At 63.6% G+C, this 16,995-nt stretch carries 15 protein-coding genes; 8 read left to right on the top strand and 7 right to left on the bottom strand.

Annotation, left to right across the window (positions count from 1 at the left end; translation table 11 throughout):
- Positions 1-24 precede the first annotated feature (24 nt).
- From DBV08_RS08515 to DBV08_RS08490, 6 genes are all read left to right on the top strand, one after another.
- Positions 25-1,017, top strand: coding sequence for an ABC transporter substrate-binding protein (locus DBV08_RS08515; protein ID WP_124567130.1), 993 nt, complete (start codon positions 25-27; stop codon positions 1,015-1,017).
- The gene (locus DBV08_RS08510; protein ID WP_260395392.1) at positions 1,014-2,903 is read left to right on the top strand and encodes an ABC transporter ATP-binding protein; all 1,890 of its coding nucleotides are present in this window, start codon (positions 1,014-1,016) and stop codon (positions 2,901-2,903) included. The genes DBV08_RS08515 and DBV08_RS08510 overlap by 4 nt, the downstream gene beginning before the upstream one ends.
- A complete protein-coding gene (locus DBV08_RS08505; RefSeq protein WP_124567128.1) occupies positions 2,900-4,636 on the top strand; it encodes an ABC transporter ATP-binding protein in 1,737 nt (578 codons plus the stop codon). Before DBV08_RS08510 ends, DBV08_RS08505 begins: the two co-directional genes overlap by 4 nt.
- Positions 4,637-4,641: 5 nt before the next feature.
- A complete protein-coding gene (locus tag DBV08_RS08500) occupies positions 4,642-5,283 on the top strand; it encodes a TetR/AcrR family transcriptional regulator (RefSeq protein ID WP_234036829.1) in 642 nt (213 codons plus the stop codon).
- Positions 5,284-5,380: 97 nt separating this feature from the next.
- Positions 5,381-5,881: a nuclear transport factor 2 family protein gene (locus tag DBV08_RS08495; protein ID WP_003946235.1), complete on the top strand. Its 501-nt coding sequence runs from the start codon at positions 5,381-5,383 to the stop codon at positions 5,879-5,881.
- A 25-nt stretch (positions 5,882-5,906) separates the two neighbouring features.
- Positions 5,907-6,581, top strand: a complete 675-nt coding sequence (locus DBV08_RS08490) for a pyridoxal 5'-phosphate synthase (protein WP_124567126.1) — start codon at positions 5,907-5,909, stop codon at positions 6,579-6,581.
- 14 nt (positions 6,582-6,595) lie between these two features.
- On the opposite strand, the gene DBV08_RS33240 is transcribed toward DBV08_RS08490, so the two are convergent.
- From DBV08_RS33240 to DBV08_RS08475, 3 genes are all read right to left on the bottom strand, one after another.
- Positions 6,596-6,904 carry a hypothetical protein gene (locus DBV08_RS33240; protein WP_003946211.1) on the bottom strand — a complete coding sequence of 103 codons (309 nt, stop codon included), beginning with the start codon at positions 6,902-6,904 and terminating at the stop codon, positions 6,596-6,598.
- A 325-nt stretch (positions 6,905-7,229) separates the two neighbouring features.
- Positions 7,230-7,880: a nicotinamide riboside transporter PnuC gene (pnuC, locus tag DBV08_RS08480; RefSeq protein ID WP_124567125.1), complete on the bottom strand. Its 651-nt coding sequence runs from the start codon at positions 7,878-7,880 to the stop codon at positions 7,230-7,232.
- Positions 7,880-9,544, bottom strand: a complete 1,665-nt coding sequence (locus DBV08_RS08475; protein WP_397487015.1) for a peptide chain release factor 3 — start codon at positions 9,542-9,544, stop codon at positions 7,880-7,882. Before DBV08_RS08475 ends, pnuC begins: the two co-directional genes overlap by 1 nt.
- 292 nt (positions 9,545-9,836) lie before the next feature.
- Between DBV08_RS08475 and DBV08_RS08470 the strand changes: the two genes are divergently transcribed.
- On the top strand, positions 9,837-11,471 hold the full coding sequence (locus tag DBV08_RS08470; RefSeq protein WP_124567123.1) for a fatty acyl-AMP ligase: 1,635 nt from the start codon (positions 9,837-9,839) through the stop codon (positions 11,469-11,471).
- 3 nt (positions 11,472-11,474) lie between these two features.
- Here DBV08_RS08470 and pth read toward each other — a convergent pair whose 3' ends face one another.
- Together pth and DBV08_RS08460 are read right to left on the bottom strand one after the other, a co-directional pair.
- Positions 11,475-12,047, bottom strand: coding sequence for an aminoacyl-tRNA hydrolase (pth, locus tag DBV08_RS08465; RefSeq protein ID WP_003946229.1), 573 nt, complete (start codon positions 12,045-12,047; stop codon positions 11,475-11,477).
- A 109-nt stretch (positions 12,048-12,156) separates the two neighbouring features.
- Entirely contained in the window at positions 12,157-12,765 is a 609-nt protein-coding gene (locus DBV08_RS08460) for a 50S ribosomal protein L25/general stress protein Ctc (protein WP_003946242.1), read from the bottom strand.
- 289 nt (positions 12,766-13,054) lie between these two features.
- Here DBV08_RS08460 and DBV08_RS08450 point away from each other — a divergent pair, with 289 nt between their 5' ends.
- Positions 13,055-14,260 (top strand): GAF domain-containing protein, encoded by a 1,206-nt coding sequence (locus DBV08_RS08450; RefSeq protein ID WP_260395390.1) that lies wholly within the window; start codon positions 13,055-13,057, stop codon positions 14,258-14,260.
- On the opposite strand, the gene DBV08_RS08445 is transcribed toward DBV08_RS08450, so the two are convergent.
- Both DBV08_RS08445 and DBV08_RS08440 read right to left on the bottom strand, forming a co-directional pair.
- Positions 14,257-15,717 (bottom strand): FAD-dependent oxidoreductase, encoded by a 1,461-nt coding sequence (locus DBV08_RS08445; protein WP_124567122.1) that lies wholly within the window; start codon positions 15,715-15,717, stop codon positions 14,257-14,259. The genes DBV08_RS08450 and DBV08_RS08445 overlap by 4 nt on opposite strands.
- A gap of 82 nt (positions 15,718-15,799) precedes the next feature.
- Complete coding sequence (locus tag DBV08_RS08440; RefSeq protein ID WP_124567121.1) at positions 15,800-16,981, bottom strand: aminotransferase class V-fold PLP-dependent enzyme; 1,182 nt, start codon at positions 16,979-16,981, stop codon at positions 15,800-15,802.
- Positions 16,982-16,995 lie beyond the last annotated feature (14 nt).

Here is a 16,995-nt window from a genome sequence, read left to right as displayed (position 1 = left end):
TGTAACTAAGGCAGGGAGAGATAGATGCGTCAGCAGTGGGTCCTACGAGCAACGGCACTCGCAGCGACAGCAACGGCGCTTGTCGGTTGCTCCGTGGGCGGCGATGACGCAGACGCATCGGAAACAGGCGAGTCGTCGGCCGTACCTGCACCTCAGAAATTGCTCGCACTGGACGAGTTTGCAGCGCTCAACGCACTCACGCTCGGGGTCAGGCCCGATACGGTCTTCGCCACGCTGCAATCGCACGCGGCGAAGGAGATATTGCAGAGCGAGGGGATCGAGGTCATCGACAAACCGACGTTCTTCCAGTCACCAGATGTGGAGCAGATCGCGGCCGTTCATCCTGACCGAATCCTGCTCAGTGATGTCGGCTCGCTGACGTCGATTACCTCGCAGGCCAACGAGATTGCCCCGACGACGGTGCTCGCCTATGCGGCGCCGTGGCGCGAAGTTCTGAATACCGCGGCGACTGCATTGGGTCGAGAGTCCGAAGCTCGCGAAATCGTGTCGAGGCTCGAGACCAAATTTGCCGAAGTATCCGGAACGGTCGAGGCGCAACCACAGACGTTGTCAGTGCTGGTGGGATTCTCCGGCGGCATTTACACCGTCATTCCGGAGTCGCCGATGTCCTCGATCATCGAGGAAGCCGGTTTCGGGCGCCCGCAAGCCGAACTCGACGCGAAGATCGGCCCCAACACAGGTGTTGCCACGTCTTCGGTGTCGGGCGAGGAGGTTGGACAGCACGCGGCGGACGCGATGGTCGTGACCTCGGGCAACATCTACGACGGCGCTCTCGTTCACGCAAATCCACTGTTCAACGAGATCGCCGCAGTGAACGCCGGACGCACGGCGGACGTGAGCGGTGAACTTTGGTTCGGCAGCTATCCTTTCGCGGTCTACTGGATCCTCGAAGACCTCCAGGCTCTTGCCGATCGCACTCTCACCGGCGCGGAACTCCAGGGCCGCATCGCATCCGACACCGACGCAGTCACCCGATGGAAGGCGTTCTCGAAATGACGACAACACAGGACAAGGCAGCAGACGTTCCACCGGCGGAGGCTGACGCACCGCACGGATCTGCGGCCGAAGCCTCGCGAGCCAAGGCGGAAGCGGCGGCGCACAAGAGTGCGCTACGCGAACTCCTTGCTCCAGTTCGCACGCGGACCACCGTCGCGATGGTGATGCAGGTGATCGCCGCGGTCGCGGCCATCGTGCCGTACGTGGCCATCGCCGAACTCGGTAAGACGCTGATCGTGGGCGGTGACATCGACTCGTCTCGTGTCTGGACGATCGTGTGGGTGGTCGTCTTCGGTCTGGGTATGCGTGCGTTCTTCGGAGGCGGTGCGTTGATCGTGACGCACTTCGCCGATGTGAATCTGCAGGCGGTGCTGCGGCGTCGAATCGCAGCGACTCTCGGTCGACTTCCACTGGGCTGGTTCACCTCCCACTCGTCCGGAACCGTGCGCAAAGCCGCGCAGAACGACATCTCCGATCTCCACTACCTGGTTGCGCACAGCGCCGTCGAGACCACCGGCGCCATCGCGGTGCCACTGGTCGGGCTCGGTTACGTGATTTCGATCGACTGGCGTCTGGGATTGGTCGCGATTGCCACACTCCCGATTTACATGATCGCCTATGCGACGATGACCAAGGACATGGCAGTCAAGATGAGCCGGATGAATGAGGGCATCGCGGCTATCAGCAACACCATCGTCGAGTTCGTCACCGGCATCGCAGTGGTCAAAACTTTCGGTCAGGACAAGCAGTCACATTCTCGATACCGCGATGCCGCCAAGGCTTTCGCCGTCTCGTACGAGGGTTGGGTTCGCCCGATGCTGCGAACCGAGGCGCTGGCCTCGATTGCATTGAGTGCACCGGTAGTGCTGGTGGTCAACCTTGGTCTCGGTTCGTGGTTCGTCCACTCCGGATGGGTGTCACCCATCGATGTGCTGACCAGTTCTCTTGTCGCGATGGTGATTCCGGTGTCGGTGACGACCATCGGTTTCGGTATGCAGGCACGCCGTGAGGCAGCCGCCGCTGCGGCGCGACTGATCGCGCTGTTCGCAACCGACGCTCTGCCGGAAACCGATCACCCGAAAAAGCCTGCGGGGAACGAAGTTCGATTCTCCGGAGTCTCCTTCGCCTACGACGACGGCGCCGATGTTCTGTCCGACATCGATCTCACACTGCCGGAGGGGACGGTGACGGCGTTGGTCGGACCTTCGGGTTCGGGTAAGTCGACGCTGGCGACGCTGGTTCCGAGGTTCCACGATGTGCGTGCCGGATCCGTGGTGATCGGTGGTGTCGACGTCAGGGAAGTCGCTACCGACGAGCTGTACCGCCACGTCGGATTCGTTCTGCAGGACGTGCAGCTGGTCGAAGCGACTGTGCTCGACAACATTCGGCTTGCCCGGCCGCAGGCGTCGTTGGCGGAGGTGAAGGTTGCCGCCGCGGCTGCGCAGATCGACACCCGAATCGAAGCGCTTCCGAGAGGGTACGACTCCGTGGTCGGAGTCGACGCCAGGTTCTCGGGCGGTGAGGCGCAACGAGTCTCCATCGCGCGGGCGATCCTCGCGGATACCCCTGTTCTCGTGCTCGACGAGGCGACGGCGTTCGCGGACCCGGAGTCCGAAGCCGATATCCAGGAAGCGTTGTCGCGCTTGACGGTCGGCCGTACGGTGCTGGTGATCGCGCACCGGTTGGCTTCGATCGTGAGTGCCGATCAGATCGTGGTCCTCGACGCCGGGCGGATCGTGGAGAAGGGCACGCATGATCAGCTCGTTGCGAATGGTTCAACGTATGCCCGGATGTGGGCGAGTCACAGTCGGGCCGACTCGATTGGAAACAGTCGGGCCGACAGCATCGCAGGTATGTCTGACGCAGCAGGAAAGGCCAACTCATGATTCGCGACCTCTTCCGGATACTCGGCCCGCAGAATCAGGGCCGCTACCGCGAGTTCCTGGTGTGGGCAGTGTTGTACGGCGTGATGCAAGGGTTGGCCGTGGCATTGCTCGTGCCAACCGTGCAGGCGCTGTTCGAGCAGGACTGGGGCAGTTTCGTTCGGTGGCTCGCCGCGATGGCCGTGTGCGCCGTGATCAGTTCGATTGCGCACTACCTGCAGGCCATAAAGGGATTCGAGTCGGCGCTCACTCTGCTGCGGACGATGCATCTGCGCCTCGGCGATCACCTCGTCACACTCCCGCTCGGTTGGTTCGGTGCCGGCCGACTCGGCCAGGTATCGCAGGTCGCCAGCAAGGGCACCATCTCGGTGATGGGGGCGGCTGCGCATCTGATGACGCCGATCATCTCCGGAATCGCCAGCCCGGCAACCATTGTCGTGTGCATGCTGTTCTTCGATTGGCGGCTCGGGCTCGCACTGGTGATCAGTGTTCCGATTCTGTTCGTGGCAGCACGATTTGCAGCGACGATGACTGCCAAGGCCGACGATCGAGCGCATGCCGCGGCCGTCGAGTCGAACAATCGAGTGCTCGAATACGCGCGTTGCCAACCGGTCCTGCGTGCTTTCGGACGCACCCACGGGGTGTACGAGCCGCTCGACGACGCGATCGAAGCTCAGCACACCGCTGGTCGTTCACAACTGTGGTTCGTGGTGATCGGTTCCGTGGTGAACGGGATCGCCCTGCAGTTCGTGTTCTCTGCCATGATCATCCTGGGCGCGTTCCTCGCGCTCGGCGGCGACATCGACCCGGTCACGTTGATCGCGCTACTCGGCCTGACCGCACGGTTCATCCAGCCGCTGGGTGAGATCGGCGAGTTCGGCGGTGCAATCAGAATGGCACGCAACGAAATCCGTCGGATGTCCGAGATCCTCGAAGTGGAACCACTGGTCGAACCCGATACCAGCGGGCAGGCGACGGGGGAGACGGCCGTGCAGTTCGACGCCGTCGACTTCGGTTACGCCGACGGCGGGCAGGTTCTGCGAAACATCTCCTTCGACGTGCCACGGAAGTCGTTGACGGCGTTGGTCGGTCCGTCAGGGTCTGGCAAAACAACCGTCACCCGTCTGATCTCGCGCTTCTACGACGTCGACTCCGGGGTAGTGCGTGTCGGTGGTGTCGACGTACGGGACCTCACGAGTGCCGACCTGATGTCGCAGTTGTCCCTGGTCTTCCAGGACGTGTATCTCTTCGACGACACGTTGATCGCGAACATCCGCCTCGGCCGCCCCGAAGCCACGGACGAGGAGGTCTTCGACGTCGCTCGGATCGCGGGCGTCGCGGAAATCGTCGAGCGCCTCCCGCGGGGTTGGGACACCCGTGTCGGTGAGGGCGGGACGGCGCTGTCCGGTGGAGAGCGGCAGCGGGTGTCCATCGCGCGCGCACTCCTCAAACGAGCACCTATCGTTCTGCTCGACGAGGCGACGGCCGCGCTCGATCCCGAGAACGAGGCCCATGTGCAGCGTGCGATGCAGGAACTTGCCAGTGAAAGCACACTGCTCGTGATCGCTCACAAACTGTCGACCGTCGTGGCCGCAGACCAGATCATCGTGCTCGGTGACGACGGTTCGATCGTCGAAGTGGGAACCCACGAAGTTCTGCTCGCAGCCGGTGGGAACTACGCCGCGTTCTGGAATCAGCGCCACCGTGCGTCGGGATGGCGGTTGGTGGCAAGCTGAGCAGAATGCAGACCGGAAAGAAGACGGGGCGGCCGCCGACGTTGTCGACAGCGGACATCGTCGAGGCCGCCCTGGCTGGTGATCTGAGTGAATTGACCATGCCGAGTGTGGCAAAGCGTCTGGGCGTCAGTCATTCTGCACTTTATCGTTACTTCGCCGACCGCGAAGCGCTGCTGCGAGCCTGCTCGGATCATGTTGTGCGTCAGACTGTATGGCCCGATACAAATCGCCCGTGGCGTGAATTCCTGAAGGATTTCTGCGACGTTCTGTGGTCCTCGTTCGAGCGCTATCCAGGTCTAGCCCAGGTCGGTCTCGCAGTTCCGGGCACGCCGCCGGCGATAATCGAGATCGTGGAGAGACTGGTCGGTTCGTTGACTGCGCAAGGCTTCACACCACATGACGCAGTCCTGGCGGTGGACTTCATCTCCGAGGTGACCATGACGCAGTTCGCCATGATGGCGGCGATGGACAAGACCGTGAGCTCCGCGGATTCACGTTCTGCGCGCCAGGCGTATCAAGAGAGCTGGAATGCGTCGGAGTCGTTGGTCGAGGGGATCGGCGACGAATCGACGTGGCACGGGCGAGGTTGGTTGGACGAGAAGATCACGATCATGCTCGACGGCCTGGAAAAGCGTGTTATCGGCTGACATTTCTACTAGCTTTGAGAGTAATGCCCGTTTCGGCGTGATACAGGCTAATGTGCACACATAGGACGGGTGGTTGCTGCACCGGGAGGCGGGGATCATGGATCTCGAAGCGATTGTTCTCATCCAAAGACTCAAGTACCGATACGCACGCGCCTTGGACACCAAATCGTGGGTCGAATTCGCCGACACTTTGACCGTCGACGCCACCGCGATCTACGGAGAACAACTCAGTTTCGATTCCCGGGATTCATTCGTCTCCTTCCTCGAGAACACCCTCGGCTCACACATCATCACCGAACACCAGTGCGGGCAACCCGAGATCGACGTCGACGGAGACACCGCAACCGGGATCTGGTGCCTCGCGGACACAGTGGTCATCCCCGAAGACGGCATGCTGCTTCGCGGATCGGCCTTCTATCACGACAGATACACCCGCTGCAGCGACGGTGAATGGCGAATCTCCCACACGAGCTACGAGCGAACCTGGGAATCGGTGGTGGCGCTCGCCGACATGCCGAGTTTCCGATTGACGTCCAACAAGTGGGCACTGCTGCAGCAACCGTCGTTCGGCGACTCGGTAGTTCGCAACGTCTCCTGAGGCCGCTCACGATTAGAGTCGGCTCATGGTTGATGCAGATTTCTCGCTGCCTGACGTACGGACGTGGATTCGCGGTATCCCCGCACTGACCGGAACTCCGCCGCCCGCGCCTGAACATTTTCCGGAGAAGCCGGGAGAGTTGTTCCTCGACTGGCTCCGTGCGGCCGTGGCCTTCGGCGTCGTCGAGCCACACGTGTGTGCGCTCTCGACCGTGGACGGTGACGGTATGCCTGATTCCCGCTTCCTCATCCTCAAGGACGTGACCGAGGGTGGTTTCTGGTTCTCCGGTTCGGCTGCTTCACCGAAAGGTGTTGAGCTGAAAGAAAATCCGCGAGCATCCCTGGCGTTCTACTGGCGTGAGACGGGCCAGCAGGTCCGGATTCGCGGATTGGTTCGCGAGGGTGACGACGCAATTCGGACCCGCGACTTCGTCGAACGATCCGTCACTGCGAGGGCGGTGGCGACGGCGAGTAAGCAGAGTGAGGTACTCGAAGACTCCGGGGCGTACGAGACATCGGTGGCCGCTGCGGAAGCGAGAATCGGCGGCGACCCGGGGTTCGTGTCGAAGGACTGGCGGGCGTGGTGCCTCGAGCCGGAGTCTGTCGAGTTCTGGCAGGCAGACTCCGGGCGTCGGCATCAGCGGTGGTTGTACCGGCGTGGCTCGGACCGAGCATGGACACGCGCAGTGCTGTGGCCCTGAACAGTTGGTCGAGCTCAGCTGGCGCTGATCTCCGGCGACACGAGGTTGACGACGATCGACTGTCCACCGAGCTTGGCGTGGATTTCGGGGTGCTCGAAGCCCGACGACAACAGGTAGCTGCCGAGCATCGTGAGCAACTCGTCCAGATCCGTCGTCGGGTCGGAGGAGTGCGTGCTCGAGGGTGAGGCCTGATTTGCGATGAGTTCGGTGTGGGTGAGTCGCCCGGCCACTCGAACGGCGGCTACGCCCATCGCGTCGCGCCGGACGACGGTGCGACTCCGAGTCTCGAGTGTCCTCGATGATTCGCGTGTTGAAGCTGGCACTGAAAGGTCCTCTCCGCTGCTGTGTGCGGCCGTGGTTCGGGCAGGAAGCGGAAACGTGAATGCGTCCGATTGCTTGGGTGCGGTCGACAGAAAATCCGCTGTGGCGGTGGCACTGTTGGAACCGTTGCTCGCAGAACCGTTACCCGTGGAAAGGTTGCTCGCAGAACCATTACTCGCGGAACCACTGGCTCTCGATCCGTTGCCGGAACCGTTGGGGCCCGCTATTCCGTGGGAATTCTTGTCTTCCATTGTTTCGCTCCTGATGCCCGTAAACAGACCGCTGGTTTGCTTAATCGACGCAAACATACCAGGAGTTCGTTTATGGTCACACCCCTTGTGGAGTTCGGCGTTGAATGCGCAGCCACATTGCGAAGCCCCACAATACGAAGAATGCGTAGACCAGATAGAGGATCGCCGAAGGGTAGTAGCCGGCTCGGAAGAGAAGGGGAACACCAACGGCGTCGACGCCGATCCAGATGAGCCAGAACTCGGTCCAGCCGCGTGCCATGCCGTACGTCGCGAGGATGGAGCCAGTGAAGATCCAGGCCTCCGCCCACGCTCCGTACGAGCCGAGAAGGTCGAAGATCCAGGCGAAAGCGATTGTGCCGCTTGCCATGACGGCGATCATGGCGATGCGCTCGCGGGCTGTCGCCCAGTGGGGCAGGACTGCGCGACCGGAGTCGCGTGCCCCACGTCGCCACTGGGTCCATCCGTAGATGCTGACGGTGACGAACAACAACTGACGGCCGGCCTGGCCGTAGAGATTGAGCTCTTGCGGCGTGTGGAAAAGCGCGCCCATGAACACCGTGAACAACAAGGCATTTCCGGCTATACCGACAGGCCACGCCCATACCGAGCGTCGCGCGCCCGCGATCGCGGAGCCTATTCCGAACGCGTTTCCGATGATCTCTCGCCAGAGAATCGTGGCGCTGCCGATGTGCAGTTCGGCGTCGAACAGCGCCTCGATCAGGCTCATCAGTCCGCAGCAGCGACGAGGGGTTCGAGCGTCAGATCCGGGAGTTCCTTCTGGATGTACTGCAGTCGCCACTTGTCACTGACCAGGGCGAGCAGGACGCCGTCGGATCGGGTGAAGACCTCCACACCGCGCTGACGGTTCAGTTCGACCTCGGACGCGGCGTCGGTACGGCGAGCCAATGCGTAGCCGAGCGGTTCCATCTTGGCCTCGACGTTGAACTCGGCCTTCATGCGCGCTGCGACAACCTCGAACTGCATCGGGCCGACAGCCGCCATGACGGGGGAGGCGTCGCCGCGGATGTCGTTGCGAAGAATCTGGACGACGCCCTCGGAATCGAGTTGGTCGACCGCACGGCGGAACTGCTTGTACTTGCCGGCGCTTTCGGCGCGCAGGATCGAGAAGTGTTCCGGCGCGAACGACGGAATCGGCGGGAACTCCACCTTCTTCTCGGTGTACAGCGTGTGACCGGGTGCGAGTGCGGTGGCGTTGACGAGGCCGACGACATCGCCGGGGAACGCGGATTCGACGGTGGAACGTTCACGGCCGAATACCGTCTGGGCGTACTTGGTCGTGAATGGCTTGCCGGTTTGGGCGTGCGTGACGACCATGCCGCGCTCGAACACGCCGGAGACGATGCGCATGAATGCCAGTCGGTCACGGTGCGCGGTGTCCATACCGGCCTGCACCTTGAAGACGACCGCGCTGAACGGATCGGTGACCTCGCGCGGCTTACCGCTGAGGTCTTCGCGGCCCCGCGGCGGCGGCGCCAATTCGACGAGAGTGTCGAGGATCTGGCGGACACCGAAGTTGAGCATCGCGGACGCGAAGATCACCGGGGACGTCTGACCGGCGAGGAACATCTCCTGATCGTGGTCCTGGCCGGTAGCGGAGAGCAGCTCACTCTCCTCGGCCGCGGTCTCCCACTCGGAGCCTTCCTTGGCGAGCGCCGCGTCGGCGTCCATGATCTCTTCGGGGGCGATCTTCGCGCCGCCTGCGGTACGGGTGAAGCGGACGTACTCGCGAGCCTCACCGTCTTCGCCGCGCCGCAGCAGTCCGCGGAAGTCGCCGGCGATGCCGACGGGCCAGTACAGGGGAGTGGGAGTGAGGCCGATGCGTTCGCTGATCTCGTCGAGCAGTTCGAGAGGAGTCTGACCGGGCCGGTCCCACTTGTTGATGACAGTGATGACCGGAATGCCGCGGTGGCGGCATACCTGGAACAGCTTGAGCGTCTGCGGTTCGAGGCCCTTGGCAGCGTCGATGAGCATGACGGCTGCGTCGACGGCGGTCAGGACGCGATACGTGTCCTCGGAGAAGTCGGAGTGACCGGGGGTGTCGACGAGGTTGATGACGTTGATCTGCTCGTCCGGCGTCTCGGAGGAGTGGTAGTTGAACTGCAGTGCGGTGGAACTGACGGAAATGCCGCGGGCCTTCTCCATCTCCATCCAGTCCGAGACCGTCGACTTGCGGCCGGCTTTGCCGTGAACGGCGCCGGCCTCGGAGATCTTCTTCGCGTGCAGTGCGAGCGCTTCGGTGAGTGTCGACTTACCGGCGTCAGGATGCGAGATGACGGCGAAGGTGCGGCGACGCTCCGCCTCTGCGGACAAGCCCTTGGTGGTCGTCGTGACCGCGACCGACCCGCTCTCGGTGGACTCGGGGCCTTCGATGTCGGACTGGACAGTCGAGTCGGTAGGGACGGTCGAGTCGGACGGGGTAGTCAACGAAGAACCTCTCGAAGTGGGCGTCGGTGCCGGCGACGTGCCGGTGCGCGGACAGGTGGAGAGTGCGGCAGCACAACAGAGAAAGGATACTCGCAGACCACAATGCAATAGCCACTGCGGCGTAACACTCGGCGAACGATCGCTGATTATCCATGTATGTGTGTGTTCGAACACACAGCCATTTGTGTCCTGCGAAAAGTTGCACTGATCGAAGAGTGGCACTGACCGAGGAGTTGCGTTGAGCAAGTTCACCGAAGAGATGTATGCGACCGCCGCAGTCACCGACCGCGGCCTGGTGACGGGAGAGCCGGACAACGCTTTCCGTCAGACCTGGGGCGACATCCACCAGGAAGCTCGGCGCATGGCCGGCGGCCTGGCCGACGTCGGCATCGATCGCGGCGTCGCGATCGGCATTCTCGCCGGACAGCCCGTCGACATCGCACCTGCCTGCCAGGCGACGTGGATGCGCGGTGCGTCGGTGACGATGCTGCATCAGCCGACCCCCCGAACGGATCTGGGTGTCTGGGCTCAGGACACCGAGACGGTGATCGACATGATCTCGGCAAAAGCCGTCATCCTGGGTGCGCCCTTCGACGCGGCCAAACCGCTCCTCGAAGAGCGTGGCATCACCGTCGTGACAGTGGACGAGCTTCGTGGCGGAACATCGATCGATCCTGTGGAGACGGCCGAATCGGATATCGCTCTCCAGCAGCTGACGTCCGGTTCCACCGGATCACCCAAGGCCGTCCAGATCACGCACGAGAACTTCTACACAAATGCGTACGCGATGATCAACCGCATCAAGTTCTCCATCGAGGACGACGTGATGGTGAGCTGGCTTCCGTTGTTCCACGACATGGGCATGGTCGGGTTCTTGACGGTTCCGATGCAGGTGGGCGCGGAGGTCATCAGCATCACGCCGATGGACTTCCTCCGCACCCCGGTGCTGTGGGCGGAACTGATGGGCAAGTACGGCGGAACTGTCACTGCCGCACCGAACTTCGCATACTCCCTCTTGGCTCGTCGACTCGCACAGGCAGAGGACGGGGCAGTCGATCTGTCCAGCGTCCGATACATGTGGAACGGTGCCGAGCCGGTGGATCCTGACACGATGGATGCCCTCGCCGAGGCGGGCGCGCGTTTCGGGTTGAACCCGACTGCTCTGGCCCCCGTGTACGGAATGGCGGAAACCACCCTGGCCGTGTCGATTCCGGATCCCGATCAAGGCCAGGTTCTCGACTACGTCGATCCAGACTTTCTCGAGTCGATGTCTCGGGCGGTGCCGTCCAATCGTCCCAACGCTCGTGCCCTCGCCACACTCGGAAAGATGGTGCCTGACCTCGAGGGTCGCATCGTCGATCGTGACGGCCAGGTGCTCCCGGCCCGAGGCGTCGGAATCATCGAGGTTCGCGGCAAGGCAGTCACTCCGGGGTATGTCACAGTCGACGGACACAAGCCGGCGCAGGACGCCGACGGTTGGCTCGATACCGGTGACGTCGGCTATTTCACCGAAGAAGGCCTGGTCGTGGTGTGCGGGCGAGTCAAGGACGTCATCATCATGGGCGGCCGGAACGTGTATCCGACCGACATCGAGCGAGCGGCCGGAAGTGTTGCCGGTGTGCGTCCCGGAAATGCCGTCGCAATCCGTCTCGATGCCGGCCAGAAGCGTGAGAGCTTTGCGGTCGCCGTCGAGACCAACGCTTTCGAGGATCCGGAAGAGGTCAAGCGTATCGAGCGTGAAGTGGTCCACGCCGTGGTTGCCGACGTCGGTGTCCGACCTCGCGCCGTTGCGGTCCTGGGGCCCGGCAGTATCCCGAAGACGTCGTCGGGAAAGCTTCGACGCGCCAATTCGGCTGCCCTGCTGGGTAACTGACCGTCAGTGCAGGCGGTTCTGTGCGGCTTCCAGGCCGAGTTCGAGCAGTAGTTCCACGGCATCCGCGGCCTCTTCGCACACGAGATCGAGTTCTTTTCGCTCCGTGGACGAGAACGGCTTGAGAACGTAGTCCGCCGGGTCCATACGGCCCGGCGGGCGACCGATCCCGACGCGCGTGCGCAGGTAGTCCTTGGTGGTCAACGAACTCGAAATGGACCGCAGGCCGTTGTGGCCGCCTTCGCCGCCGCCGAGTTTGAGTCGGATTGTCCCGAAATCGAGATCCAGTTCGTCATGGACGACGATGATGTTCGCCGCGTCGACCGAGAAGAACCGCGCGAGACCGGCGACAGCGCCACCCGAGAGATTCATGTACGAGCGTGGTTTTCCGAGAATCACGCGTCGGCCGGCGAGACGACCTTCGACGATTTCGGCGCCACTCTTCTTGTGTACGTTGAACTTTCCGCCCATGCGCCCGGCAAGGGTGCCGGCGACCATGAAGCCGACGTTGTGCCGAGTCTTCTCGTACTGCGGGCCGGGATTACCCAAGCCGATGACGAGTGCGGTATCTGTGCTCAACGGTCGCTACTTTCTGGCTTGTTCTTTTTTCCTGCTACGCGCGAACGGCGCGTCACTCCGAATCGGAATGACGCGCCGCGCGCAGTGAGTTCTGTAGGAACCGAGAGGATCAGGCCTCTTCTGCAGCCTCGTCGGCGGCGGGAGCTTCTGCGCCCTCTTCGAGGTCTGCCTCGGTGGGTGCAGCAACGACGTTGACGATCAGGGTGTCGGCGTCAGCCTGCAGGGTCGAACCCTTGGGCAGTTCGAGCTGGCTTGCCAGGATCTGGGTACCGATCTCGAGACCCTCGACCGAAACCTCGATCTGCTCGGGGATGTGAAGCGCGTCGGCCTCGATGGAGATCGTGGATGCGTCCTGCGCGACCATGGTGCCAGCAGCAGCGTCACCGACGACGATGACGTTCACGTCGATCGTGACCTTCTCGCCCTTCTTGATGACGAGGAGGTCAGCGTGCTCGATGTAGTTGCGGATGGGGTGCACGACGACCGACTTGGTCAGTGCAACCTGCTCCGTGCCCTCGATGTCGAGGGTGAGGATGGCGTTGGTGCCGTGTGCGCGGAGGATGGCGGCGAAGTCGCGTGCCGGCACGTTGAGGTGGCGGGGATCTTCGCCGTGGCCGTAGAGAACCGTGGGGACCTGGCCGTCGCGACGTGCGCGGCGAGCTGCGCCCTTGCCGAATTCGGTGCGGACGACGGCGACGAGGTTGTTTTCTTCAGACATGATGAAACGGCTCCTACAACTCACGGGGTTCGTGCTCGGTTACTGACGTGTGGTTTTGCCTGCGACAAGTGAGACAGGCGCGCACACGGCCAGGAGCGAAACGCTCGAGCTGAGCCGTAGCCGCGTCGATCACGGTAAACCTGCAACGTGTGGAACTGCTGCGATTCACCCTCGCCGAGACAACTTTGGATACGTTACCGGAGTTTGCTCCCCGCCGCTAATCGCAGGTGGTGGGGACCTGGCCGTGTGGACGTGGTTCGCGTCACATCGAAAGCGGTAGCCTGACGGAGTGACCACCGTGGGGAACGCTCCCGAAGGCAGTCGGCTCGGTGCCGTCGTGCCGGGTACCGACCTGTCGCAGCATGCCCGCCTACTCAGTCGGGTGCACGACGCAGTTCTCTCCGGGCAGGAACCACCGGCGCAGCCGCGGACCGTCGTGGCGCGATCGTGGTCGAGAGTGGCCGCGGGCGGGCTCACGCCGGATCACTGCGGTGCGTCTGCTGTCGCCGACTTCTCCGAGTTGGAGTCGAGGCGTGCGCGTACCGCGCTGCGCAGCGTTCTGCCGGAACTGCGAACCACGCTCACCGAGGTCGCCGAGGACGCGGGCTTCATCGTGGTCGTTGCCGACGCCGACGGTGTGCTGCTCTGGCGCGAAGGGGCGAAGACCGTCAAACGTGCGGCGGACGCTCTCGGGTTCGCCGAAGGCGCGCGCTGGTCGGAGCAATCGGTGGGTACCAATGCAATAGGCACCGCGCTGATCGAAGATTCTGCGGTGCAACTCTTCTCGGCCGAGCACTATGCGCCGACGCATCACAATTGGTCGTGCACCGGCTCACCGGTTCATGATCCGCGGACCGGCGAGATTCTGGGAGTGGTGGACATCAGTGGGTCCGCAGCCTCGGTGCATCCCACCACTGTCGCGTTGGTCCGAACCGCGGTTCGCCTCGCGGAGGCGACGCTGTGGCGCGAGCACGCGGCTACGCTCGAGCGCCTGCGCTCGCGGGCGGCGCCGCTGTTCGCGGCCGGGACGGGTCCGGCGCTGGTGGTGGACGAGTTCGGCTGGGTGGCAGGCGCCAGCGGAATTGCCGCACCAGACCGCGTGGCGGCACCGAGTGCGGGCAAGCCCGTCATCGTGCCCGGTCTGGGGATGTGTCTGCCTGAGCCGCTCGGGGACGGCTGGCTGTTGCGCACCGGCGTCGGCGGACCGGTGATCGAACTGGAGCTGTCCCTCGGTGCATCGCCGCAGGTGACGGTGCGTGGTGATGCCAACTGGACGCGCGCGCTTTCGCCGCGTCACGCTCAGATCTTGCGGGCCCTGGCAGCCGTCGGTTCGGCGGGCGTGGATGCCGCAGGCCTCAGCGAAGTGCTCTTCGGCGATCGCGAGCACGTCGTGGCAGTGCGCGCCGAGGTGTCCAGACTGAGGAAACACCTCGGCGCAGTCCTGCAGACTCAGCCGTACCGCTTTGCCGACGGCGTGCGGGTTGTGGTGACCTAACGCGCCGCGCTGATTCCGGCACGACGTCCGAAGAAGCTGCCGTCGCCGAGGCTGGTTCCGCTGGCGTAGCCACCTGCGCAGACACCAGACGTGCAACGGCCTGCCGCGAAGAGCCCGGGGATCTGCGCACCCGAGACGTGCAGAACCTCGGAGTCGACGGTGGTCTTCAACCCGCCGAGCGTGAATCCGCCTGTGCGGCCGCGTAGATCGATCGCTGCGAACGGTCCGACGATCGGCTTGACCCACTCCGGCTTCTTCCCCAGCACTGGGTCCGACCCTTCAGTCGCGTGCCGGTTGTAGAGGTCGACGGTCGATTGCAGCGATCCGGCGGGAAGCCCCATTTCGGCTTCGAGTTCCTCGACGGTTTCCGCTACCCAGGTCGGTTGCGCCCGCAACTGCGCACTGGACGATTCGGCATTCATGCCTTCCTCGTACGCAGCTTCGTCGATCACGAGGAATGCCTGGTTGTCCTGCTGGAACAGTGTTGCCTGTCCGATGCGGCCCGGGTAGGTGTCCTCGGGGATGTATCGCTGACCGCGGCCGTTGACAAGAATGCCGCGCACCATCAATTGTGGGTCGCAGAAGAACGCGACCTCCGTGGCGTCCATGTGTGCGGTGTCGGCGCCGAGAGCCTGACCGATCTGGATTGCGCGGCCGTCGTGAGCCTCGATGGAAGCCGCCGGGTGGCCGAAGATGCGCGGTGCGTTCGAGCGCACCATCTCGTTGTTGTACGCGAAGCTGCCCATCGCCAGCACGACACCCTTGCGGGCACGAATCGCGACGTCTTTGCCGTAACGCTTGGCGAGTACTCCGACAACCCGATCACCGTCGACCACCAGAGTCTGGACGCGCAGGTCGTATTCTGCTCGGACACCGAGCTTTTCGGCCGTCTCGACGAGTGGCTTCATCAGCATGTAGCCGCCGCCCTGCTCGCCGGTCTTCTTCTCGGTCATCTGCGGGACGTGTCCGCGGGGCGCGGGATCGACGAGCGCGTTGAACGGCGCAGCGTTCTCACCGCCCGAGTACATGAGGCCGTCGTCGTACGGTGGTTCCCAGCCGGGCTGACCCCAGAACGATTCCTTGAACGGGACGCCGGCGTCGACGAGCCAGTTGTAATGATCGACGCTGCCCTCGCAGTAGGCATCGATCTTTGCGTCGTCGGTTCCGGGTCCGAGCGCTGCCTTCATGAACGTCTTCATGTTCTGGACCGAATCCTCGAACCCACACGCCTTCTGTAGCGGCGTTCCACCGCCCAGGTAGATGAATCCACCCGCCAGTGACGCGGCTCCGCCCCAACCGCCCGTTCGCTCCAGGACGAGAACCTCGGCGCCGGCTCGCGCTGCTTCGATCGCAGCAGTGACGCCGGCGATGCCGTATCCCGCGACGACGACGTCGGCCTCGTAGTCCCAGGTGGTGATGTCGGCAGCGGAGATCGGTCTGACGGTGGGGTCGGCCATGCGAATAGTCCTCTCGGAAGGCGAAACTGCTGATCACCCCACAGTTGCAGTTTCGACTTCCGCAGATCAGGCATGGTCCCGGTCAACGGGAGGTTTGCAGTCTCCTGACTGCTCCCAGAAATGCGTCCAGGTCCGATTCGTCGACGAAGTAGTGCGGCGATGCGCGAACCACGGCGTCGAGCCCGCGGGCATCCATGTCGAGGAGCGTGGAGCCGCGACCGCTGACGGTGACGGTGATGTTCTGTGCTGCAAGCTGATCCCGCACGAGGTGCTCGGAAACGCCGTCGACGGTGAAGGAGACGATGCCGCTCAGCTGAGTTCCTCGATCGCGGACTTCGACTCCGGGAATCGCGGCCAGACCTTGCCTCAGTGCGCCGGCTCGGGATTCGATCTGCGCCCACGCCGTGTCGGTGCCGATCGAGAGCAGATAATCGGCGGCGACGCCGAGACCCAGGCGCGCAGCGACACTCGTTTCCCAGAGCTCGAATCGTGTTGCGTCCGGCGCAGGGACGTAGCTGTCCCCGCCGGTCCATTCAGCTCCGTGCAGGTCCATCGCAGCGGGTTCGAGCGCGTCGACGAGTCCGGGGCGGACGTACAGGAATCCGGTCCCGCGTGGCCCGCGAAGCCATTTGCGCCCGGTGGCACTGAGTGCGTCGACGCCGAGTTCGCCGACGTCGATGGGCAATTGGCCGACGGACTGGCACGCGTCGAGCAGAACGAGAGAGCCGTGGGCCCTGGCGAGTTCGACGACCTCACGGACCGGGTTGATCAGGCCGCCGTTGGTGGGGACGTGTACGACGGAGACGAGACGAACCCGATCGTCGAGCATGGCCTCGAGTGCGTCGAGGTCGATGCGTCCGTCTTGATCGCTCGGGATGATCTCGACTCCGGCGCCGGTGGAGCGCGCCCGACCCAGAGCGGCGATGGCGTTGCTCGCGTATTCGACTCCGCTGATGAGGATTCGATCGCCAGGTCCGAGCGGAACGGCGGCGAAGAAGTCGTTCCACGCGCGGGTTGCGCTGTCCGTCAACGCGATATCGGTTGCCTGAGCGCCGATGACCCGGGCCAGCGAATGCGGAACAGCGGCCAGGGCGCCGCTCTGACGAGCAGCTGCGACGTATCCGCCGACGTCGGCTTCACGTCGCAGGTGCTCGATCATCGTGGTCAGCACCGGCTCGGGCGGGAGCGAGGACCCTGCACTGTCGAGGAACACCTTGTCCAGGCATCCAGGAGTGTCGCGGCGGATCGTGTCGAGATCGAACATGGCACCTTCCGTTC

It is taken from the genome of Rhodococcus sp. KBW08, assembly GCF_003852455.1.
GTDB lineage: Bacteria > Actinomycetota > Actinomycetes > Mycobacteriales > Mycobacteriaceae > Rhodococcus_F > Rhodococcus_F baikonurensis.
The sequence above is the reverse complement of the archived record's forward strand: the minus strand, read 5'-3'. Positions and strand labels throughout refer to the sequence as shown.